A 23,136-nucleotide genomic window follows, 5' to 3' on the forward strand; every position below is an offset into this window, starting at 1 on the left:
GATCAACCGTCAGCCCATATGCAACAGCATGGTTTGGGGCGATTCCAGGTAGCCCTTCCAGCGATTGCAGAACCGGGCAATGGTACCACCGTCGATGATGCGATGGTCGCCGGCCCAGCTCACGGTCATGATGGCCCGCTCAACCACCTGGCCGTTGGCGTCAAACCGGGGCAGTTTCTGGGTGCGTCCCAGTGCAACAATGGCCACTTCAGGCGCATTGATAATGGGCGCTGCGTAGGTGCCGCCCAGTGCGCCAATGTTGGAGATGGTAATGGTGCCGCCCTTGAGGTCTTCCTGGCTGACGCGACCGGATCGGGCCGCTTCAGTCAGGCGCGCCACCTCGTCGGCAATGCCCAGCAATGACAGACTTTCAACGCCCTTGATGTTCGGCACCATAAGCCCTGCCTTGCCGTCCACCGCCATACCGATATTGCACTGGGGCAGGTAGCGAATCTCCGTGACGTCATCGTTGAGTTGGCTGTTGAGCACCGGGAATTCCTGAACGGCGAGCGCAATCGCCTTCATGACGAAGGGCATGAGTGTCAGTCTCGAGCCCCTTGCCTCTGCCTCTGATTTCAGTTGCTCCCGCAGTTTGAGCAAATCAGTGACATCGATGTCCTCGCTGTAGATAAAGTGAGGAATGGTGGTGGCCGATTTCACCATGCTTTTTGCCATGGCGGCTTTCATGCCCCGGATAGGCTCGACCCGAACTTCCTGCTCGCGGGCAGGCTGCCGGCGGGCACTGCCAATGGTGACAGATTGCGTATCGTCGGCGGGCGCCTGAGTCTGAGCCGGTTTTGGACCCTCCTCAATATGAGCCAGCACATCGGCTTTCAGCACCCGGCCATCCTTGCCGGAGCCTGGGATGTCACCCAGGTTGAGCTCGTGCTCCCGAACCAGGCGACGAACGGCCGGGCTGGCAGGAACACGCTGTCGGCTGGCCGTAGCCACAGGTGAGGCCGTTGCCGTTGAAAGCTGAGCAGCGGGCTCCGCTTTGGCTTTGGGCTCGTCCGGTTCTTCCCGATCGCGGGGAATGAACGCGAACAGCGGGGCATGAACCCTGGCCATGGCCTGCTGCTGATGGTAGAGCTTGGTAACGCGCCCGGCTTTGGGTGCGGTAATTTCAACCATGGCCTTATCGGTCATGACATCCACTACGGGCTGGTCTTCCTCGATTTCGTCACCTTCGGCGACTCGCCATTCCACCACCTCGCACTCGACAATCCCTTCGCCAATATCCGGCAGGATAAAGTCCTCGGTCGCGTCATCGTCGGACGCCGCCGGGCGTGTGGCCGATTCCGGGCTGGCTTCGCTGGCTGGCTCAGCTTTGGCAGGCTCCGGCGAACCGGCCGCCGGAGCCTGGTCACCACTTTCGCTCTCATCCACCAGCTCAAACAGCGGGGCATGAACCTTGGCGGTATCGCCTTCCTTATAATAAAGGCGGGTCACCCGACCCTTATAGGGCGCTGGAATTTCCACCAGGGCCTTGTCGGTCATCACCTCGGCCACTGGCTGATCTTCCTCGATGACATCGCCTTCGCTGACCAGCCATTTGACCAATTCACATTCCACGATACCTTCGCCGATATCGGGCAGTATAAAATCACTCATGCTTGCTCTCCTGTCCTGATATCAGCCTAGAATTCAACGCTCGCCCTGATGGCCTCATAGACCTTCAGGTGATTGGGCAGGTGCTCTTTTTCCAGCACCAGCGGGAAGGGCGTATCCATCCCGGTAACCCGCGCGATCGGAGACTCCAGGTACAGGAAACAACGCTCCTGAATGGTGGCAGCGATTTCACCGGCGAAGCCGCCGGTCAGGGGGGCTTCGTGGGTAACCACCAGCCGCCCGGTCTTGAACACGGAATTGGCCACGGTTTCCACATCCCAGGGCAAAATGGTCCTCAGGTCGATGACTTCGCAGGAAATGCCGTCTTTCTCGGCCCGTTCCACGGCCTGTTCGATCACTTCCATCTGGGCGCCCCAGCCAAGCACCGTTACGTCGTTGCCCTCCTTGAGGACTTCGGCTTCACCGATTGGCAGCCGGTAGTCTTCGTCAGGCACTTCGCCCACCGAGGCCCGGTAAAGCCGTTTGGGCTCAAAGAACAGGGTGGGGTTGGGGTCATGAATGGCGGCCAGGAGCAGCCCTTTTGCCTGGTGCGGATTGCGTGGCACCACGATCTTCAGCCCCGGGGTATGCGCGAAGTAGGCTTCCGGAGACTGAGAGTGGTACAGGCCACCGGCGATACCGCCGCCGTAGGGGGCACGAATGGTCAGCCCGCCAACGTTGAAAAGGTTGCCTGACCGATAGCGGAACTTGGCGGATTCGTTCACGATCTGATCGAACGCCGGGAAGATGTAGTCGGCAAACTGGATCTCGGCTACCGGCACCGAACCCTGGGCCGCGAGGCCGTTGGCAAACCCGATGATGCCTTGCTCTACCAGAGGCGTGTTAAAGCAACGGGCCTTGCCGTATTTCTGTTGCAGGTTACTGGTGGCACGGAAAACACCGCCAAAAACACCCACGTCCTCACCGAAACAGAGCACCCGCTCGTCTTCCGCCATGGCGGTGTCGAGGGCATTGTTGATCGCCTGGAGCATATTCATCTTGGTCATCTCAGGCCCCTCCCTTGGCGTGTTCGGCACTCTTTGGGTACTCATCCGGGTACCGGCGGATATGCGCTTTCAACTTGTCGAACTGCTCAGCCAGCGCCGGGGGGACCTCGTCGTAGACATCACTCACCAGGGTTTCAAGCGCCGGTGGTGGCCGTTTCTGGGCCCGCTTCATGGTTTCAAGCACTTCCCGGCGCATGTTTTCCTGAAGCTGCTTTTCGTCGTCCTCACTCCACCATTTCTTGCTTTCCAACCAGAGACGCATGCGCAGGATCGGATCTTTCTCGCGCCAGACGGCTTCCTCATCCTTGCTGCGGTAGCCGGACGGATCGTCGGATGAAGAATGGGCAGCCAGGCGATAACTCATGGCTTCAATCAATACCGGGCGGTTGTGTTCCACAGCCAGCTTTCGGGCTTCCTGCGTGGCCTGGTACATCGCAAGAATGTCGTTACCATCCACCCGGATCACATCCATCTTGTAGCCGTAGGCCCGGGGCGCAACGCCGTCGGCGGCAAACTGTTCGGCGGCCGGCGTGGAAATGGCATAACCGTTGTTGCGGCAAAGGAAGATCACCGGTACGCGATGAACCGCAGCCATGTTCAGGGCAGCATGGAAATCGCCTTCCGACGCGGCGCCTTCGCCGAAATAGGTAATGGTGCAGTGGCCTTCGCCTTGCAACTTCTGGCCATAGGCATAACCGGTGGCCTGGGGAATCTGGGTGGCCAGCGGTGACGAGATGGTCATGTAGTTCAGCTTCTTCGAACCATAGTGCACGGGCATCTGGCGGCCCTTGCCGTAATCCAGCTCATTGCCGAACAACTGATTCATGAATTCGTCGATGGTAAAGCCGCGGTAGGCGAGGGCGCCTTGCTCCCGATACTGCGCCATGATCATGTCGCCATCATCCAGTGCCGCCGCGCTACCGATCACGGCGGCTTCTTCGCCGGTGCACTGCATGTAAAAGCTCAAACGGCCCTGTCGCTGGGCGGCAAGCATGCGCTCGTCGAGTATCCGGGTGGTGACCATGGCCCGGTAGATGCGAAGGGCCTTGGCTTTGTCGAGATCAGGAGCCTTGGCGCTCTTGTAGAGCTTGCCGTCCTGTTTCAGAAGCTTGAAGGTGGGAATCCGAAATTCCGCACCGTCGGTAAACACTGGGGAATACACAACTTTGGACTTTGTTGTTGTCATAATCCTCTTCCTGGGGTAATGGCCTGAGGAACAAACACGCCTTGTGGGAGTGTCGTTAATGTCATTGTAGACAACCTGGCAGAATCTGGTGTGATTCGTGCCAGGTTATATTTACCTTAACGTAAACTGCAGTTTAGGGGTAGGGTCTGGCGGCTATCTAGACGTAAAAATCCAACTCCTCCTGGGCTTTCAGCAGGTCCCGCATCTTGATGGGATCGTCGCCAAAGAAGAAAACCAGCCCCCAATGGGTACCGAAGGCAGACCGGTCCGGAACGGTCTCTTCGGTGGGTGCGACCAGCTCGTGTGATTCGAAATACGGATGCTCAGTGGTTTCTGGTGGCATTTCCAGCTTGCTGACCACGCGCCTACGCGGATAAACACCGAAGCAACCCGCGTAACCCTTCGCATCGACCACTTCGCGAGGGAAGAAGCTGTCCACTTCCTCTTGGGTGCTTTTGGGATCGAACACCAGCATTGAAGCCTGGTACGGGTTGAATCCATAGGCTCGTTCGATAAGCTCGAACGCCTTGAACCCCGGTGGACGGTAGGCAACTTCGCCAAAGTACATTTCGCCGTCTGCAGTGACAAAATACTCGGGATGAATCAGGCCGAACTGAATGTCGAACGTCTTGATCAGCAACTCGATCTGTTTGGTAATTGCGTTGCGCCAGCTCTCGAGTTGCTCGGTAGCGGGCACGAATACCGAATACCCCAGGGTCACATACTCAGAGATATTCAGAAACTTGATTTTGCCGTTGTGGATCCAGGCCTCAACGGCAAACTCCCAGCCACTCAAGTGACTTTCCATGAGCAGGGGGTATTCTTCGTCCGGTATGTGGTCGATTTCTTCCAGCGTGCGAATCATGCGGTGGCCGAGGCAGCCAGCCTTGTCGAAAGCCTTCACGTGGATTGGATCGTCCGGGTCACCATCCAGCTTGAGAAGTGTCTGGTTGACGCGTTTCATGAAGCGAACGATGTCTTCTTTCTCGTGCGCCTCCTCGAAAATCCCAACGCGTATCCCGCCAAGCTGGGCCCTGCGCTTCATCAGTGCCTTGTCCCGAAACAGAATGGACTGGCCGTACATGCGAGGGTTGTTGAGCAGCATAGAATTGATCGCGCCTGACCACTCGACGGTTTCCTCAAAGAGCGGGATGGCGACATCAACGCCTTCCGCCTTGAGCTTTTCAGCAATCTCCAGTGAACGGTCATTCAACCGGATAAAATCCCACGGAATGAAAGGTATGTTGTTAGCGGTGCAGAAATCTGAAGCCCAATCCGGAGCCACCACTATATAGCGGCGATCAAACTTTTGTGCGGCCTTGATCGCATTAACACTCCAGCCCAGCAGGGCTATGTAGCCTTTGTTCGGATCTTTTGGAGTCTCAGTACCCTTCACCGAGTCCATGTCCGGATCGCGCCATGCTGCTACCTCTTTGGGTAACTCTTTTTCTGATGTTACTGACATTCCATATTCTCCTTGCCGGTTTGCCGAGAAAACTTGCGCAGATTTTGGCGCGTACGGGACAAACAGGGCCGTTGGTATTGTCGATTGTGGCGAATGGCTAACCCAATCCGGGGTTACTTTCGCCCCAACCTTCAAGTACCAACATAGTTGGTGCAGTTACAAATAGAAACGAAAGCGGCACAATTTCTTGCTTCCGGAGTGCCGCAAGAGCATCTTGGGAACATGGACGATCCAGATTGGCTTACTCAAATAGCAAGGAAAGCAGTGTGACCTCTGCCGGCTCTGATTCAGATATCTCTGATTCAGGTATCAACGTTTGTGTTGCCAATTTTGATGAGGCCCTGGAGCGGCTGGCGCTAGCCCGGGGGATTGACTTCACGACCCCGAACACAGAGGTACTTGAAGCGGCTCTTCGGGTTATGGAAACGTCGTCCGGGCTGGACGCACTGTATGCCCGGGTGCCTGTGATAGAGGCCAGTGGTGTATTTGTAAGCAGTGACTGGGACCATCCTGCCATTCTGAGGCCAGCTCTTGCGGTGAGAACATTACGCCAGGGCACTCCGGCGTTTACAGCGATTGAAGCGCTGAGTGAGCTTCGCCTGCTCGCGGTTGCCATGGGTGATTATCTCCACCCCGAAATTTCGGCGGAACAGGCCAGAAATCTTCTTACCCAGGTAACAGCACTGAACCTGGACTTGCTCTCAGGCCAGATGAGCGAAGCAGACAGGGAACGGCCGCAGGGGCTTGGTCACGTCGTGAGTTCGCTCTACCTGTACCTGCTCAACCGGTTGGGTTATGCAAGCATTCTCGACAGCCTGGTTCACGAAGTGGAGCGCTTGCTGGCGCAGCGCCCGATACAGACTGACAGCATCAAACAGATGGTCAGCCAGATTGCCAAATGCCTGTTTGACCCGGAAATTGAAACGTCGGGCATGGACAGGGCGGCTGCTTTGGTCAGCGCCTTGTTCGGCCCCACGCCCGGCAGTCGTGATGATCCGGGTTTTGCCGTCTATGGCGAGCGTCTGGCCATAATGGACGAATCTGCACTCTCTGAAGAGGCCCAGGCGTTCGCCAGCGCCATGCATGGTACGGGGATGGTGTCCGCTTATCATCCCCTACTTTTACGATACCTTCGAGGGAATCACGATAGCCTCATTGCCCGGGCATTGGGCCTGAGCATCACTGGCAATGATGTCCTTCAAAGCTACCGTCAGATTGTGCTGAAATTAATTGACGAAGTTGTTCATCCGGAAACATGCCAGGCTGTCTATGGCCTTGCCATGTTTCTTGAGCGGGGAGCGTTATTCACACCAGCAGTGGCTGCCGGTTTGTGGCGGCAAATGCAACTGAAAGTCTGCCCGGTGGCGTGTGACAGGCTGAGTGCGGTTTTTGGCGATGCCCAGCCGCCACGAGTGTATCTGCTGGCCGGTGTGCTGAGCCTTTTGGGCCAGCCATTGGGAGTAGGCCAGGGCAATAATCCAACCTGTCAGTCAGTCATTGGCCTTTCCATGTGGTCGTTCAACGACGCCGATTTTCTGCTGCAACTGGTCGCCTGGGCCGCTCGCGACGATGACGTCGTCATGCGATTTGAAGGCCAATACATTAATTCTCAATATCTGGAAGCAGGTCTTGCCAAGCAACCTCCCATCGATGTCGATCCGGTGTCACTGATTCTGGCGCCACATCTTGACCGGATTTATGGCGAAATGGGACGTTTATGCGGGGTACGGGACGACGACCTGCATCGCTGGATCAATCCTGAAATGTACGGCTGGTGGGTAGGGTATGGCTTTCTGAGCGTCATTAGCCGGGCTACAGGGAAAATCTCTGCTTATGAGGCATTTATCCGGCATTTCTATGCCTCTTACCACCCCTATTACAACGGTAATATTCCCGTTGTCCATCCTCAGCCTGCCGGCATCGCTGTCACCGACAGTGGCGGGCGCTTTGTGGGGCGCCATGCCATAACCATTCTCCGGGTAAACCTCGATCAAGAGGGAGAGATACGTGTCTACTTTTTCAACCCCAACAATGACAGTGGCCAGGATTGGGGGCAGGGTATCAACTGTTCAACCGAAGGTAACGGTGAACGCCACGGCGAGGCATCGCTGCCGTTCCCGGAGTTTGCGTCGCGTTTGTGCGTATTTCATTACGACCCAAGAGAGCTCGGGGACCTTGCAGTGATTCCTGAAGCGGACGTGACAAGAACCACAGAGCTGGGCCGAGGCAGTTGGGCTTCGAGTTATGAGTAAGACCGTGCCAAAGGGCAATTCTCCAAAAGGCTGAAAGCGCCTTCGATTCCCGATAATTAGGCCTGGAGCCGGTTTCCACTGAGTGCCGAAAGCGTGGTACCTTCAAGCCCGACGGTGTTTGTTGACCAATATCAGAGTATTAGGGACTGGCGAGTAGACTATATGAACGTAATTATTATTGGCGCGGGAATAATGGGAACCACCTTTGCCACTCTGGCGAAAGAGTTGGCGCCCGAGCTGGATATCACCCTTTTGGAAAGACTCGACGGCGCGGGGGCGGGGAATTCATGGGTATTCAACAACGCCGGCACCGGGCACGAAGCAAACTGTGAACTGAACTATACCCCGGTGGACGAAGAGGTTATTTCCGTTGAAAAAGCCCTGAAAATCCATGCCCAGTTCAATGTCGCCAAGCAGTTCTGGGCCTATCTGATCGAGAAGGGGGCCATAAAAGACCCCAAGTCGTTTATCAACCAGACCAAACACTGCACGATCGTATCCGAAACCGCGATCGACGAACTGCGGTTGCGATTCAGGGAAATGTCCGCCCATCATTTTTTTGAGCAGATGCGTTACTCGGAAGATTTCGATGAAATAAAGCGCTGGATTCCCTACACCATGGAAGAGCGGCCGCGCGATCAGAAAATGGCGGCGACCGTGATTGAGACGGGTACGGACGTCAACTTCGGCGCCCTGACGCAGCAGATGGCCGAGTACGCCGTTAACGACCTGGGCGTGAAAATTGAGTACGGCACCCATGTCAAAAGGGTACACCGCAGCCCCTCTGGAAGCTGGCTTGTGGAAACCGTGCGCCAGGGTGTTGCCACTCGCTATAAGGCGGATGTGCTGTTTGTCGGCGCCGGCGGCGGCGCCTTCCCGATCCTGAAAAAGAGCCATCTGCCGTTTGCCAAGCGGTTTTCCGGCTTTCCTGTGGGCGGGCGCTTCCTGCGGGCCCCGATTAGCGCGGATCAGGCTGATCAATACCGTGCCAAGACCTATGGCAAGGCGAAGGTGGGTGCACCACCCATGTCCGTGCCGCACCTGGATTTGCGGGTAGCTGATGGCCAGTATTACCTGCTGTTTGGCCCGTTCGCCTCCTTCAAGCCGGTTCTTGAGCGGGGCCGTGGCTTCCTGGACTATCTCCGCTCCATGCGCCTGCATGATATTCCCGGCCTGCTGAACGTGGCCATAGAGCATTTTGCCCTGGTTAAATATCTGGTTTCAGAGACCTTCAAGGGTGAAAAGAGCATGTTTGAGGAGTTGGACAGCTTTGCCCCTGGCCTGAGTAAAAAGTTTGACTGGAAGCCGGTCGAGGCCGGCCAACGGGTGCAGATCATAAAAGACGGGGATTTGCAGATGGGCACGGAGGTTCTGGTGTCCAGAGACAAAACCTACGGGACGTTACTGGGGGCATCGCCCGGCGCTTCTGTGTCGCCTGAGGTTATGCTGCGCTGCCTTGAGCAGTTGTTACCGTCCATCTTTGAAAAAGAAGAAGCCCGGAAAAAGAAAGCGAAGATTTTTCCGGAGGACGATCTGGCTGCACTGATTAACCACCCTGACCGGTATCGCGAGATTCGCGACGCCGTTAACGCAAGGTTGGGGATCAACAAGCAGGCGGCCGAGTGACGCCGGCGACTTAAAAAAACCATGGATTCGGCCTGGCATCAGATTGCCGTGTTATCCAGAAAACGGTATCCGACGCCCGGCTCGGTCTGGATATAATGCTGTTCCGTTGGATCGTCTGCCAGCTTCTGCCTGAGTCTCCCAATAAGGATTCTCAGGTAGTGGGTATCTGTGGTGTGAGTCGGACCCCAGATATCCCTTAACAGTTGCGACTGGGTGACGATTTTTCCGGACGCCAGCATCAGGACCTTCAGAACGGCGAATTCTTTCGGGGTCAGCCTGACAGGGTCTCCCTTGACAGTGACCTTGCGCATGGAGAGGTCGATATACAATTCGCCATCATCGAAAACCACCGAAGCCCCAGGGGAGGAGGCTCGTTTACGCTCATAATTGCGTAGCTGTGTTCTGACTCTGGCGAGTAGCTCATCAACTCCGAACGGCTTCGTCACATAGTCGTTGGCACCCAGATCCAGGGCTTTCACTTTTTCCAGTTCCCGGTCGCGCACAGAAAGAATGATGACAGGCGCCGATGACCATTCCCTCAGCCCGGCAAGCACCTCCGAGCCATCCATATCCGGTAACCCCAGATCCAGGATCACAAGGTCCGGCGAATGTCTTGCACACAGTCCCAGCCCAGATTCGCCATTTTCCGCTTCGAGTAGCTCGTATCCTTCGGTTTTAAGACTGATACGCAGGAAATGCCGGATTTGAGGTTCGTCATCGATAATGAGGATGCAGGGCTTTTCCCGATTTTGTGCTGGTGCAGTCATTCACTGGATTCCCGATTGGATTCTTGTTCAGGAGATTCTATCAGGGGCAGGACCATTTCGATGGTGGCACCGGAACCATTCGGGCCAGCCAGTGCCCGAATGCGGCCACCGTGGGCAGCGACCATACCATGACAAATGGCCAGTCCTAACCCGCTACCATGAGGCCCCCGGTCTCCTTCGCCACCCGTGAAGAACATATCGAATACCTGCTCACGCTGGTCCTCAGGAATGCCCGGCCCCTCGTCTGAAATGGCAATAATCAATTCATTTGCCTCCCGATGAGCCTGGATGGTCAATGTTGAACCATCGGGCGCGAACTTGGCGGCGTTTTCCAGCACATTGACCAGCGCCTGCTCAATGAGCGCCGGGTGGACAAAAAGCAGCGGGAGATCCTGTTCTACATTCCGCTCGACCCGAACTTTCGACATCAGGTTTCTGGTGCGCCTGAGCGCGGAAGCGAGAATATCCGTGAAAGCGATCCAGTCCCTTTCGATCTTGAGCGTACCGTGGCCGAGTTTCGTCATATCCAGCAAATTACGGATGTATCTGTCCAACCGTTCGCCTTCGCCGAGCACGGAATCGAAAAGACTTTCACGGTCTTCGTCCGAAAGCTTGTTGAACATCGATTTCAGTGTACTTGCAGAGCCAATCATGGAAGATAGAGGGGTGCGCAGGTCGTGGGAGATGGAGGAAAGCAGGGCGGATCGCAGACGTTCGGTCTCCTCGGCAACCCGCGATGCAGAAAGGTTGGCTGCCAACTGGGTCCTGAACCATGCGAGCCCCAACTGATGCACATAGATACCGACTGCAAGGCCCCGATAATACTCCGCAGACATGTCATCCACCCGAAGCCCCAGAACACCGTACACCTGATTGTCCGCCTCAATCGGCTCAAACCGCCAGGGAAGGCTGTTCAGGGTGTCCGAGAAGGCACCACTGGGCCTGGCATTTCTGAGGGCCCAGTCGATCGCTGAGTACGCCGCCTCATTCAGGGTCTGTGCCGGTCCTCCCCGGGTAATGACTTCGAGGTCGCCATTGTCCGGGCTGTTCTGGGCGATGATAAGAGGCATCCGGAACTGATCGTACATGGCCTCCACCGCCTCATTCTGAACCGAGGTGATATCCGGAGCGGACGCCAATCGCCGGGTAAAGGCCAGTTGGGCATCCGTCTGGTCGTTGGATACGCGAAGCATGTGGATCTGGCCTCGCAGCCGGCCTGCGAGATTGCCGCCGATGACCGCAATAATCAGGAAGAAAACCACCGTCAGGACCTCATCAGTCTCCGTCATATTGAAGGTCAGGCGCGGCTCGGTGAAAAAGAAGTTGTAGGTCAGGAAACTGAGCAGCGCCGTGAACAGCGCTGGGCGTATACCGGTCCTCGCGGCGACCCACAAAACAGCGGTCAGAAAGATCAGGGACAGGTTGCCCAGCGGCAGCAGTTGCACAAGAACCTTGGAAAGGAGCGTCGCGACACCAACACTGGCAACCGCCCAGACATAGTCTGTGAGTTTGCCTCCCCGGGGTGCGGTTTCGATGATTTGCCGCCGCTGTTTCCGTGGAACCGGAATGAAGGTCACTTCAAACGCGTCCGCCTTTTTCAGCAGATGGCGGCTGGTGGACTTTCGGAAGTGCCACCAGCGGTTATGGGAGCGCCCCAGAACCAATGTGGTCACGTTCTGGTCTTTCGCGAAGGCGAGAATCTCCTCGGCGACGTCGTAGCCGCGAAGTGTTTTTACCTCGGCGCCCAGCCTGGTCGCGAGTTCAAATACCCGTTCAAGGCGTTGCCGCTCTGCCGGACCTGCCCGACCGTTGTCGACGGTGACAACAGTCCAGGGTGCTTTGCGTCGTTCAGCCAACCGCCTTCCGGCTCTCACCAGGGTTTCTCCCTGGCCTGAGCCATCCACGGCCACAAGCATTTTCGACCGGATGTGCCAGGGCCCCTCTATGCCCCGGGACTGCATGGTTTCACGCACATCCGAGTCGAGCCGCTCGGCGATGGCCTGAACCGCCATTTCCCGGAGGGCTGACAGGTTCGAGGGCGAGAAGTACCCCTCCATCGCCGCCCGGGCCTGTTCAGGTACGTAGACCTTGCCCTGCTTCAGGCGTTCGAGCAGTTCCGAAGGTGTGAGGTCTACCAGTACAATGTCTCTGGCCCGCTCCAGGATCGAATCGGGTACGGTTTCCCGCATCCGGACGCCGGTGATGCTGGCCACCACATCCGAAAGACTTTCGAGATGCTGGATATTAATGGCAGTCCAGACCGTTATGCCCTGGTCCAGCAGCTCTTCGATGTCCTGATAACGCCGGGGGTGACGGGAACCCGGAATATTCCGGTGAGCCAGCTCATCCAGCAGCAGAACGTCCGGTTTTCGGGTGAGGGCAGCATCCAGATCAAATTCCCGAAACTGTTTGCCGGCATACTCGATTTCCTTTGCCGGAAGCTGCTCAAGGCCCTCACACAGGGCCAGGGTTTCGGCGCGTCCGTGGGTTTCAGCGACGCCAACGACCACATCAACACCCTGGCGCTTCAGCTCATGGGCAGCCTGAAGCATCTGATAGGTTTTGCCGACGCCCGGCGCCGCACCCAGAAAAATTTTCAGCCCGCCGGCCGAATCGCGCTGCTGAGTCTTCAGCAGCGCGTCGGGGTTGGGGCGATTGAGATCGCCATTAGTCAATCGGAAATCTCCTTGCCATCCAGCGCCAGATTGATTTTCAGCACGTTAACCCGGGGCTGGCCGAAAACGCCAAACGTTGGGCCTTCGGTGACCTGTTTGATCAGGTCATGTACTTCGGACACGGGGATGTCCCGTGCGGCCGCCACCCGCTCGGCCTGCAAAAGAGCCGACTCAGGTGAAATGTGCGGATCAATGCCGGAACCAGAAGCCGCCAGCAAATCGACCGGAATCGAGTCGGGCGACACGCCTTCCCTTGACGCAATTGCTTCGGAATCCTCTGCCACGCGGGCTCTGAGATCGGGATTGCTGGGCGCGTAGTTGGAACCGCTCACGGAAAACGGATCATAGCCTGCGGCTGATGGCCTGCCATGAAAGTATTCCGGGGCTGTGAACCGTTGTCCAACCAGTTCTGAGCCCACCACTTTGCCGTCTATCTCGATCAGACTGCCAGTGGCCTGATGGGGGAAAAGTACACCGCCTACGGTCGTGATAACCAGAGGATACAGTCCGCCGCAAATAAGGATGAACACTATGGCAGCCCTCGCAGCGGCCAGCCAGGAGGCCGACCGGGTTGCACTTACAGTATTTGAATCAGCCATCTTTCTATCTCCTTAGATTACCACGGTGAGCATGACATCCAGCGCCTTGATGGCGACGAAGGGGAGCAATAGCCCACCTAATCCGAAAATCAGAAGGTTACGTCGCAGCAGCTGGGTCGCGCTGGCCGGTTTGAACTGAACGCCTTTGAGGGCGAACGGAATCAGGGCCGGTATGATCAGGGCGTTGAAAATCGTCGCTGCCAGCACCGCACTCATCGGGTTCGAGAGGTTCAGAATGTTCAGCGCATCCAGCGCCGGCAGGCTTGTTACGAACAGCGCCGGCAGGATGGCGAAATACTTGGCCACGTCGTTGGCGAGGGAGAAGGTGGTCAGCGAGCCCCGGGTAATCAGAAGCTGCTTGCCGATCTCCACCACCTGCAGCAGTTTGCCCGGGTCGGAATCCAGGTCCACCATGTTGCCGGCTTCCCGCGCCGCCTGGGTGCCGGAATTCATGGCCAGCCCCAGGTCGGCCTGGGCCAGGGCCGGGGCATCGTTGGTGCCGTCACCCATCATCGCCACCATACGGCCTTCCGCCTGTTCCTTGCGGATGATGTCCAGTTTCTGTTCAGGGGTGGCCTCGGCTATGAAGTCGTCAACGCCGGCCTCGGCGGCAATGGCAGCAGCTGTCACCGGGTTGTCACCGGTGATCATCACCGTTTTAACCCCCATTTCCCGCAGTTTGGCGAACCGCTCCTTGATACCGGATTTGATCACATCCGACAGGGCGATAACGCCGAGAACGCGATTGCCTTCAGCCACCACCAGCGGAGTTGCACCGTTCTTGGCAACCCGATCGACCAGGCGGTCGGTTTCCTGCGGATAGTTGCCGCCATTCGCGATGACAAATTTGCGAATAGCATCGGTTGCGCCTTTGCGAAGTATCCGGCCATCGGGCAAATCCACACCGGAAATGCGGGTGTTGGCGGAGAACTCGATAAACTCTGTGCCTTCAGAGGCTTCAACCTTGGATCCCTTGTCCCGGGCCAGGGCGACCACAGATTTACCCTCTGGGGTGGGGTCCGCCAGTGAAGTCAGCAATGCCGCATCCCTCAATGTGCCAGGCGCCACGCCCTGAACGGTTTCAAAGGCGGTGGCCTTGCGATCACCCAGTGTGATGGTCCCGGTTTTGTCCAGCAGCAGGGTGTCGATGGAACCGGCTACCTCAACCGCCTTACCGGATTTGGCAATCACATTCGCCCGCATGGCGCGGTCCATGCCAGCAATACCGATGGCCGGGAGCAGGCCGCCGATGGTGGTGGGAATCAGGCAGACAAGCAGCGCAACCAGTACCGAGAAGGAGGGCGTGGCGCCGACAAATCCGCCAAAGGGCACCAGCGACACCACCACGATCAGGAACACAAGGGTCATGGCCGCCAGCAGAACCGAGAGTGCCAGTTCATTCGGGGTCTTCTGACGTTTTGCGCCTTCTACCAGGGCGATCATGCGATCCAGCAATGAGTTACCGGGATCCACCGTCACCTCAACCACGATCTCATCAGAGAGCACCTTGGTGCCGGCGCTGACGCCACTGTTGTCGGTGCGGGCCTCCCGCAGCACCGGAGCGGATTCACCCGTCACCGCGGATTCGTTGATGGTCGCGGCGCCGGTGACAATTTCACCGTCGGCAGGGATCAGCTCGTTGGGTTTCACCAGCACGCGGTCGCCACGGCGCAGGTCTGTCGCCGCGACTTCCTTATGCTGCTCACCATCCAACTTGCGGGCTTTCAGATCCTTCCTGGTCGCCCGGAGTGCGCCAGCCTGGGCCTTGCCACGAGCCTCAGCCACGGATTCCGCTCCGTTAGCGAACAGCACCGTGAACAGCAGGATCGCGCAGATGGCGAAATCAAGCCCGGCTGGTGCTCCCTGGGCCAGATGGGTTGCGCCCAGCAGGAAGGTAATCAGCGTGCCGACACCGACAACCATCATCACTGGATTGCGGGCCAGGTCTTTTGGCGACAGACGCTTGATTGACTGGCCTATAACGCTGCCCAGATCAAGCGAGTCTGTCATTTTAGGGGTTTTCTTGGACATCATCGTTCTCCAATCAGGACATCAGAGCCAGGGCTTCAGCAATCGGGCCTAGAATCAGCACCGGCATAAAGCTCAGCAGGGTAAACATCACAATCACCGCCAGGGTCATCAGCCCGAAGGTGGGCGTGTCGATGCTCGGGCTACCGCGACCTTCCGGAGCAGACCGTTTGGCCGCAAGCGAGGCGGCAACCGCCAGAGGCGCCAGAATCGGAATGAAACGGCCAAGGGCCAGGTTGACGGCACAGGTAACGTTCCACCAGACAGTGCTGTCGCCCAGGCCTTCAAAGCCGGAACCATTATTGGCAAAGGCCGAGGCGTACTCGTAAATCACCTGGCTGATGCCGTGGAAACCCGGGTTGGAATTTCCGGTCAGAGCGGGGAAAGCCACGGTGATGGCGCTAAAGCCCAGAATAAGCAGCGGCTGAATCAAGAGGGCGATACACACCAGCTTCATTTCCCGGGTTTCCAGGGCCTTGCCCGCAATTTCCGGTGCTCGCCCGATCATCAGGGAGCCGAGGAACGCAGCCAACAGCAGGAACAGCAGGTAACCAATCAGCCCTACGCCAATACCGCCGAAGGTAACGTTGATGAACATGTCGATCATCGGAATCATGCCGCCAATCGGGTTAAAGCTGTCGTGCATGCCGTTTACCGAGCCATTGGAAGTTTGCGTGGTCCAACTTCCCCAGAGCGCGGTTGCGGTTGCGCCAAATCGAACCTCCTTGCCTTCAAGGTTCGGGCCCTCGGCGGCCAGTCCTGAAAAGGCTGCGTTTGGCTGATTCTCAGACCAGATGGCGACAGACGTAAGCGAAACGGACATTACGACCATCACACCCATGACCACCATGGCCAGCCGGCGCCGACCTGTCATGAAGCCGAGGGCAAACACCATCGCGGCAGGAATCAGTACCAGGGACACCGTCTGGACGAAATTGCTGATAGGGGTCGGGTTTTCCAGCGGTACGCTGGAGTTGGGGCCATACCAGCCACCACCGTTGGTGCCGACCTGCTTGATGGCGACCATTGGTGCAACAGGACCGATCGGAATGTTCTGTTCAGCCATTTCAGCGGTCTGATCCAGCGGAATTGCCGTGCGGGCGCCTTCATAGCTGTTGGGAACGCCCTGGGACGCAATAATCAAGGCAACCACAGCAGCGACCGGGAGCATCACCCGGACGACAGAGCGGGTGATATCTTCATAGAAGTTACCGACCGAAACCGGGCCTTCTGAAGAGGCTTGTGATTGTTTATCACCGCGAACAAACAGGGTGCGGACAATCGCCACCAGAGCCGCCATACCTGCTGCCGGCGTCACCACCTGAAGCGTGACGATGCCGAAGGTATGGGCCAGATAGCTCAGTTGTGCCTGGCCAGAATAATGCTGTTGGTTGGTGTTGGTCAGGAAGGAAACCGCGGTATGCAGGGCAAGATCCCAGCTCATGCCACCGATACCATCAGGATTCAGAAAGAGGAAACCCTGGGCCATCAACAGCCCGAATATGATCAGCACCAGTACCAGATGCAGTTTCAGAAAGGCCTTGCCATACCCCTGCCAGCTCATGGGTTGTGAGGGATCAACCCCGAACAGTCGATAAAGCCCGTTCTCTACCGGCAGAAAAACAGCACCCGCGGCTCCTTTCCCACCGTTGAAAACGCCAGCAATGTACTTGCCCAGTGGCCACGCCAGCAGAAGCGTGGCCGCATAGATGATAATGACCTCGTTCACAGCCGTTCCTCCAGATCAATGAACAGGAAACACAGGCCAAAAAGCCCCAGAATGATGCCAATGCCGATCAGTGCCATGGTCAGAACCTCTCGGGCCAGAGCAGGGCGGCGACCAGGTAGGCGCCAACTGCAACAGAAACAATTAAAAGGAAAGTGGACACGCTCATACTCCTTCAGTGAGTGTGTCTCTATGGTGCTGGGGCAGGGCGTAAAAATTCGATGACCAAATACCGTGGAGCCCGTAAAAAATGCGTTAAAATCCGTTCAGCTTCAGCCGACCGGAAACTCGGTATTGGCATATTGAACGTGGGATTTGCGCCGCACGGTAAGGGTATACCCGAGCGTGAGGGGGCCGAGGCGGCCAACCAGCATCACTGCCATGATCACCAGTTGGCCGGCAGTGCCAAGTTCGCTGGTTGTGCCGCGAGACAGACCAACGGTGCCGAACGCGGAAACCACCTCGAAGGCGATATCAAGAAACTCGTCCTCAACCAGAATGCTCAGTGACAGAACACCCACGAAAACCACCGCCATCCCGATGGTTGCTGTCGCGAGGGCCTTGAGTACCGTTTCACTGCTCAGGGAACGCCGGAAAAAGCTGACCTTGAGATGGCCGCGCAGGAAAGACCGGGTGGCCGCAATCAGGATGACAAAGGTTGAAACTTTAATACCACTGGCTGTGGAGTTGGGTGCGCCGCCGATGAACATCAGTAGCAGCATCAGCACGCTGGTTCCGGCGGTTAATGCGCCTATGTCGAGCGTGTTGAAGCCTGCGGTTCTCGGTGTCACGCCCTGGAACCAGGCCGCCAGAAGCTTATCCCCGAAACTGTCCAGCCCGCCCAGGGTTGCCGGGTTGCCGAACTCCAGAATCAGAATGGCTGCGGTGGCGATAAGGTTGAGCAGCAGAGTGGTCAGCAATATCACCTTCACGTACACCGACAACCGGGACCAACAGCGTTTGTCCAGAATTTCCATCACGACGATGTAGCCAAGGCCACCTGTGATGAAAAGGGCAGTTACCGAAAGGGTTATGCCAGGGTGGCCGACATAGGCAGAGAGGCTGTCTGGTGATAACGCAAAGCCCGCATTGTTGAAGGCTGAAATGGTGTAGAACAGTGCCTGGTAAAGGCCTTCGGCCCAGCCAAGTTCGGGCACGAAAAACAGGCTCAGAAGCACAATACCGATGGACTCGGCAGCCAGCGCAAAGAGCGCAATGGAACCCCCGGCTTTTCTGGCGGTGTGTAGCGAGATTTCGTTGAACGCTTCCTGAGCAACCAACTGATGTTGCAGGCGGAGTTTGAAGCCCAGGGCGAGGGCAGTCAGCACAGCAAAGGTCATCAAACCCAGGCCGCCAAGCTGGATCAGCGTCAGAATCACGAGCTGCCCGAACAGGGTGTATTGGCTGCCGGTATCCACAACAACGAGGCCGGTAACGGTGATGGCTGATGTGGCTGTAAAGGCCGCTTCCATCCAGGTGACAGGTTCAACCGTGGCAAAAGGCAACTTCAGCAAGCAGGCGCCCAGCCCGATCAGGACCAGAAACGCCTCAAGCAGGAGCCGGGGAGGATTGATGCGTCGCTCACGGTTTGACCCAGTGTCCGACGTACGATGCGCAATCAGATCAAGAAATTTCGCTTTCATAGGCGGTCGACGAGTTCTCTCAGGTCGTCAAGATGCCCGCCAAGCACCAGCCGATCGCCATGTCGAATTGTCCAGGTATGATCCGGATGGGGGTGCGCTTCCTGTAACCGTTTCAAAACCAGTGCTTCTACCGGTGCGCCATCAATGAGTTCGGCAATGGTTTTATCCACCAGTTCCTCCGTGGTGTAGAAATCCACCACGAAGTAATCATCGTCCAGACTCAGGTAGTCATGCACCATGGGATAGTTCAGCTCCTGCGAAATCCGGACACCCATCTCGTATTCAGGCCCGATCACACGGGTTGCGCCGAGGCGCTCAAGAATCCGGTGGTGCTGGTTGGTCAGTGCCTTGGCCCACACTTTTTTCACTCCAAGCTCGCGAAGCTGCATGGTTGCCAGCATGGTGGCCTCAACGTTCCTGCCAATGGCCACCACAGCTGCGTCGTAGCTTCCGGCATTCAGCTCGATGAGGGAGTTTTCATCGGTGACATCCGCAATAACGGCGTGAGTAATGTCTTCCGCCAGTCTTTCCACTCGCTGTTCATCGGAATCGAGGCCCAGAACGTCATGCCCCAGACGGGTCAGCTCCCGGGCGATCGTCTCGCCAAAAATACCAAGGCCAATGACGATGATTTGCTGTTTTCCAATCATGAGCTTGGACCTCTCCCGGGCCTTATAGAATAACGAAAGGGTATAAGTGTAGCGCTTCCCTGGCCAGGATCTGCCAAAAGTTCGATGGCAGCCCTGTAAAATACCGTGAAATTCCGTCAGATCCTGGCCTGAATCTCGTAATCACCGGTCGCTGGCGCGAAAAAACGGTTGCCGCCTAGTGAATCTTACGCGGCTGCAAAATACAATGGGCGTCTTTGTCCCCGGCGAGGCGGTCGCCAGTGCAAGATAATAAGGGGTGTCCGGTAGCAGCAGAGGCTATTTTGACTATCCTGCACATACTCAATTTTGGGGCCATTTTGGCTCAAACGTTGTCAACGAGGTCTGAGCAGCTCTAATTATGCCACTTATAAACATCCTGCCTGTCGTTCAGATCCTGGGTTTTCTGCTAATTCTCGTGAGTGCCCTGATGACACTGCCGGTTACCCTGTTGATGTTCGAGGGCGGAGTGCCGGACTGGCTGGCATTTGTCAAGTCTGCAGCTATCTGCTTTGGTGTCGGTTTAGCCGGTTTCCTCGCCGCCGGCAAACAGCGCCATGGTCTCAAGCAGCGGGAGATGTTTATCCTCACCGTGTCGGCGTGGGTTATCATTCCCGGGTTTGCAAGCCTCCCATTACTGTTTAGCGACCTCAACCTCAGCGTTACTGATGCATTTTTCGAGAGTATTTCGGGCGTAACAACCACAGGTTCCACGATTCTTACCGGCCTGGACACATTGCCCGCGGACATTCTGCTCTGGCGTTCCATTCTGCAATGGATGGGAGGTATCGGGTTCATTGGCATGGCCGTGGCGATTCTGCCCTTTTTGCGAATCGGTGGTATGCGGCTCTTTGCCACCGAATCGTCTGAATGGACCGAGAAAGCGGTACCACGAACCAACCGTCTGGCCCGGGGGCTGGTGGTCAGCTACCTGCTGTTAACGATCGGTTGTATTGCGGCTTACTGGCTGGCGGGCATGGACCTCTTCAATGCCATCAATCATGCGCTGACAACCGTTTCGACGGGCGGATATTCGACCTCAGACAGCTCAATGGGACAGTTTGATCAGCTTTCAATTTTTGTCGCGTCGAGCATCTTCATGATACTGGGAAGCGTCCCGTTTTTTCTGTTCGTCAGACTGGTAAATGGCCAGGCCCAGCCACTACTGAGGGATCAACAGGTTCATTTTTTTATAAAATTCCTCGTTTTGGTTGCGGCGGTGATCGCGCTCTATCGAGTTCTGAATGATGGGGCGGTTCCTCTGGATGCCTTTGTCCACGCCTTGTTTAATGTTACCTCGGTGGTTACAACCACCGGATACGCCTCCCAGGATTACTCGATGTGGGGCCCTTTTGTGGTGGTGGTGTTCTTTTTCCTGACGTTTGTAGGAGGGTGCTCGGGCTCGACGGCGGGTGGTATGAAAATTTTCCGTTTCCAGTTGTCCATGTTGCTTCTGCGTGAGCAGGTACTCAGGCTTATGCACCCCAACGCGGTGGTAGCACGACATTACAACGGGCGAATCATCAGCGATGAAATCGTCGCCTCCAGTGTCGCCTTCTCCTTTATATTTCTTGCCACACTGGCTGTTGTAGCGTCGATGCTGGCGTTGTTGGGGCTTGATTTGACAACCAGCCTGAGTGGGGCGGCGACAGCGTTGTCAAACGTTGGCCCGGGGCTGGGCGACATAATTGGCCCGGCAGGAACCTTCCAGACGTTGCCGGATGCAGCAAAGTGGGTGTTGATGACAGCCATGTTGCTCGGGCGGCTGGAGCTTCTGAGTGTGTTTGTAATGTTCTCGCCGCAGTTCTGGCGCAGCTGATTCCATTCGGGCGAAGTCGTCTGCTTTTGGACTCAGACCAGATAGATCTCCGCCTCAAATCCATCCCCGCATCCGGTTGCCGGTGAGCGCAGAACCAGTGTCATACCTGCACCCTCAGCAATCGCATCGGCAATTGCCAGGCCCAGGCCTGAGCCTGGCCCATGGGTGGTCGCGCGCACAAACCGGTTTCGCAACAGGGCAAGCTGGTCTGGCGGTATGAGGTTGCCCCCATTGCGCACCCGCAATGCACCGTCTGCGGTCAGGGATACCTCCACTGGCTGGTCCGGGGAGCCATATTTGACAGCGTTTTCGATCAGGTTGCGCGCCAGAATCGCGAAGGCGTCGGGATCCAGGAACGAGTTGGCCTCGCGCCCGGGCAGGGTGAGGTTAATTCGTCCCGGGGCCTCTCCTTCAAAATCGCCTACGACCATTGTCAGGATTGGCACAAGATTGTGCTGATCCTGGGATATCGCACCTCCGCCTTCCGCTTTTGCCAGTTCCAGCAGTTTTCCGGACAGACCCGCGAGACTGCGCAGTGCCTCCTCAATCTCACCAACTCTGGTCCTGAGCGGATCGCTGTGTACCTCGGTTTTCAGCCGCTGCACCTTGGCGAGCGCTGTTGCCAGGGGTGTTCGCAACTCATGGGCACTGTTTGCGGTAAAACTCCGTTCGGTTTCGAGCGCGCGGAGCAATCGTTCCAGCAACCGGTTGACGGCAACAGCGACCGGCTCAAATTCTGCGGGTAACCGGCCACCCTCAACCGGGGAGAGATCCCCGGCACCGCGGGATTCTATCGATTGCTGGAATTCGACCACCCTGCGCAGAGAAAGCCGGACAACCCACCAGACACCCAGCAGGCTGACAGGGATGAGAAAAAGCAAAGGCATCAGCAAGGCCAGGCCCGCCTCCAACGCAGCCTCACGCCGGTGCGCCAGGGGCTCGGCCACTTCGATGTAGATCGTATCGCTGACGGCAGACGCACCGTATATCCGGTGGGTCGACGTGTTGGAAAACCCTTTCCGGGGTAATGTTGCAAAAACGTCCGGGTCGGCATCGTGGGACTGAAGCAGGATCTTCCCCTGCCGGTCTCTGACCACGTAGGTGAGATGTTCGTCATGTTCTTCCAGGGCAGGGGCCGTCTCGTTCCTGGCGCCAATTTCCCGGTTCAGGATGCCCGTCACCGCCAGCGGCAGAACCCGTTGGGCCGTTTCCTGAAGGGCGCTGTCAAAAACCTCATTCATCTCGTGCTGTGCCACCAGGCCTGACGCTGTGACACCAAGCAGCCAGAGCAGGGTGACGCCGAACGTAAGGGCGATGCCAAGGCGTTTCTGTAAGCTGGTTCTATTGCTCATGTGTGTCCAGGCGATAGCCCATGCCCCTGACAGTTATAATGGCGTTGCGCCCGAGTTTTTTTCGCAAACGGCTGACATAGACTTCAATGGTGTTGCTTTCGATTTCCGCACCGAAGGCGTAGAGGCGATCTTCCAGTTGCGATCGTGATAATAGTATCCCGGGTCGCTGGATAAAGCCCTCGAACAACGCCCATTCCCGGGCGGTAAGCTCTATCGACTGGCCATCGCGACTGATGCGGTGATCACCGAGATCCACCTCGAGATTGCCCACATGAATGCGTGGGCTCGGGTTGCCCCGATAACGCCGGGCGACCGCGGCCACACGGGCCGACAGCTCGGATAGATCAAAAGGTTTTACCAGGTAGTCGTCGGCGCCGGCGTTCAGCCCTTCAATCCGGTCAGACACCTGGTCCCTGGCGGTAAGGATGATCACGGGGGTTGTGTTTCCGGCGGTTCTCAGCTTTTTCAGGAAGCCGAGCCCATGGCCGTCGGGCAGCATCAGGTCGAGCAATATCAGATCGTAGGCTGTGGTCTGAACGCTGGTGTCGGCAAAGGCTAGGGTTTGAACCCAGTCCACTGCGTGGCCGTCATCCGTGATCTGATCCCGCACAGCCTCGGCGAGCCCCGCAGTATCTTCAACCAGCAATACCCGCATGCCGCACCTTTTCGTCAGTACAAGTTGGAGCAATCCCGGACAGAGTCTACGGCCGTTACCTGACAACAGCCTGAAGAGAGG

General features: G+C 57.1%; 17 protein-coding genes. 3 read left to right on the forward strand and 14 right to left on the reverse strand.

The window, feature by feature from the left end; all coding sequences use genetic code 11:
• Positions 1-9: 9 nt before the first annotated feature.
• From msub_RS02550 to msub_RS02565, 4 genes are all read right to left on the reverse strand, one after another.
• Positions 10-1,611: a dihydrolipoyllysine-residue acetyltransferase gene (locus tag msub_RS02550; protein ID WP_048494569.1), complete on the reverse strand. Its 1,602-nt coding sequence runs from the start codon at positions 1,609-1,611 to the stop codon at positions 10-12.
• Between the two features lie 26 nt (positions 1,612-1,637).
• The gene (locus tag msub_RS02555; protein WP_048494570.1) at positions 1,638-2,615 is read right to left on the reverse strand and encodes an alpha-ketoacid dehydrogenase subunit beta; all 978 of its coding nucleotides are present in this window, start codon (positions 2,613-2,615) and stop codon (positions 1,638-1,640) included.
• 1 nt (position 2,616) lies between these two features.
• Positions 2,617-3,801 (reverse strand): thiamine pyrophosphate-dependent dehydrogenase E1 component subunit alpha, encoded by a 1,185-nt coding sequence (locus msub_RS02560; protein ID WP_048494571.1) that lies wholly within the window; start codon positions 3,799-3,801, stop codon positions 2,617-2,619.
• Between the two features lie 157 nt (positions 3,802-3,958).
• The gene (locus msub_RS02565; protein ID WP_048494572.1) at positions 3,959-5,266 is read right to left on the reverse strand and encodes a carboxylate--amine ligase; all 1,308 of its coding nucleotides are present in this window, start codon (positions 5,264-5,266) and stop codon (positions 3,959-3,961) included.
• Between the two features lie 236 nt (positions 5,267-5,502).
• On the opposite strand from msub_RS02565, the gene msub_RS02570 reads away from it, so the two are divergent.
• Both msub_RS02570 and msub_RS02575 read left to right on the forward strand, forming a co-directional pair.
• Positions 5,503-7,518, forward strand: coding sequence for a hypothetical protein (locus tag msub_RS02570; protein ID WP_227506617.1), 2,016 nt, complete (start codon positions 5,503-5,505; stop codon positions 7,516-7,518).
• A 162-nt stretch (positions 7,519-7,680) separates the two neighbouring features.
• On the forward strand, positions 7,681-9,144 hold the full coding sequence (locus msub_RS02575; protein WP_048494573.1) for a malate:quinone oxidoreductase: 1,464 nt from the start codon (positions 7,681-7,683) through the stop codon (positions 9,142-9,144).
• Positions 9,145-9,182: 38 nt separating this feature from the next.
• On the opposite strand, the gene msub_RS02580 is transcribed toward msub_RS02575, so the two are convergent.
• The 8 genes from msub_RS02580 to msub_RS02610 form a co-directional block, all read right to left on the reverse strand.
• Positions 9,183-9,911, reverse strand: a complete 729-nt coding sequence (locus msub_RS02580) for a response regulator (protein WP_048494574.1) — start codon at positions 9,909-9,911, stop codon at positions 9,183-9,185.
• Positions 9,908-12,586 carry a sensor histidine kinase gene (locus tag msub_RS02585; protein WP_048494575.1) on the reverse strand — a complete coding sequence of 893 codons (2,679 nt, stop codon included), beginning with the start codon at positions 12,584-12,586 and terminating at the stop codon, positions 9,908-9,910. The genes msub_RS02580 and msub_RS02585 overlap by 4 nt, the downstream gene beginning before the upstream one ends.
• On the reverse strand, positions 12,583-13,185 hold the full coding sequence (gene kdpC / locus msub_RS02590) for a potassium-transporting ATPase subunit KdpC (RefSeq protein WP_053077928.1): 603 nt from the start codon (positions 13,183-13,185) through the stop codon (positions 12,583-12,585). The genes msub_RS02585 and kdpC overlap by 4 nt, the downstream gene beginning before the upstream one ends.
• Positions 13,186-13,197: 12 nt before the next feature.
• Complete coding sequence (gene kdpB / locus msub_RS02595) at positions 13,198-15,216, reverse strand: potassium-transporting ATPase subunit KdpB (RefSeq protein ID WP_048496936.1); 2,019 nt, start codon at positions 15,214-15,216, stop codon at positions 13,198-13,200.
• A 13-nt stretch (positions 15,217-15,229) separates the two neighbouring features.
• The gene (kdpA, locus tag msub_RS02600) at positions 15,230-16,942 is read right to left on the reverse strand and encodes a potassium-transporting ATPase subunit KdpA (RefSeq protein WP_048494576.1); all 1,713 of its coding nucleotides are present in this window, start codon (positions 16,940-16,942) and stop codon (positions 15,230-15,232) included.
• A gap of 79 nt (positions 16,943-17,021) precedes the next feature.
• Entirely contained in the window at positions 17,022-17,108 is an 87-nt protein-coding gene (kdpF, locus tag msub_RS22515) for a K(+)-transporting ATPase subunit F (RefSeq protein WP_082146385.1), read from the reverse strand.
• Positions 17,109-17,211: 103 nt separating this feature from the next.
• The gene (locus tag msub_RS02605) at positions 17,212-18,582 is read right to left on the reverse strand and encodes a TrkH family potassium uptake protein (RefSeq protein ID WP_082146386.1); all 1,371 of its coding nucleotides are present in this window, start codon (positions 18,580-18,582) and stop codon (positions 17,212-17,214) included.
• Positions 18,579-19,232 (reverse strand): potassium channel family protein, encoded by a 654-nt coding sequence (locus tag msub_RS02610; protein WP_048494577.1) that lies wholly within the window; start codon positions 19,230-19,232, stop codon positions 18,579-18,581. The genes msub_RS02605 and msub_RS02610 overlap by 4 nt, the downstream gene beginning before the upstream one ends.
• A gap of 358 nt (positions 19,233-19,590) precedes the next feature.
• On the opposite strand from msub_RS02610, the gene msub_RS02615 reads away from it, so the two are divergent.
• Positions 19,591-21,048 carry a TrkH family potassium uptake protein gene (locus msub_RS02615; RefSeq protein ID WP_227506619.1) on the forward strand — a complete coding sequence of 486 codons (1,458 nt, stop codon included), beginning with the start codon at positions 19,591-19,593 and terminating at the stop codon, positions 21,046-21,048.
• A gap of 32 nt (positions 21,049-21,080) precedes the next feature.
• Here the strand turns inward: msub_RS02615 and msub_RS02620 are convergent, their stop codons facing one another.
• The gene (locus msub_RS02620) at positions 21,081-22,400 is read right to left on the reverse strand and encodes a sensor histidine kinase (protein WP_048494578.1); all 1,320 of its coding nucleotides are present in this window, start codon (positions 22,398-22,400) and stop codon (positions 21,081-21,083) included.
• Positions 22,390-23,055: a response regulator gene (locus tag msub_RS02625; protein WP_048494579.1), complete on the reverse strand. Its 666-nt coding sequence runs from the start codon at positions 23,053-23,055 to the stop codon at positions 22,390-22,392. The genes msub_RS02620 and msub_RS02625 overlap by 11 nt, the downstream gene beginning before the upstream one ends.
• Positions 23,056-23,136: the final 81 nt, after the last annotated feature.

Origin of the sequence: Marinobacter subterrani, from assembly GCF_001045555.1 — a bacterium.
Taxonomy (GTDB): domain Bacteria; phylum Pseudomonadota; class Gammaproteobacteria; order Pseudomonadales; family Oleiphilaceae; genus Marinobacter; species Marinobacter subterrani.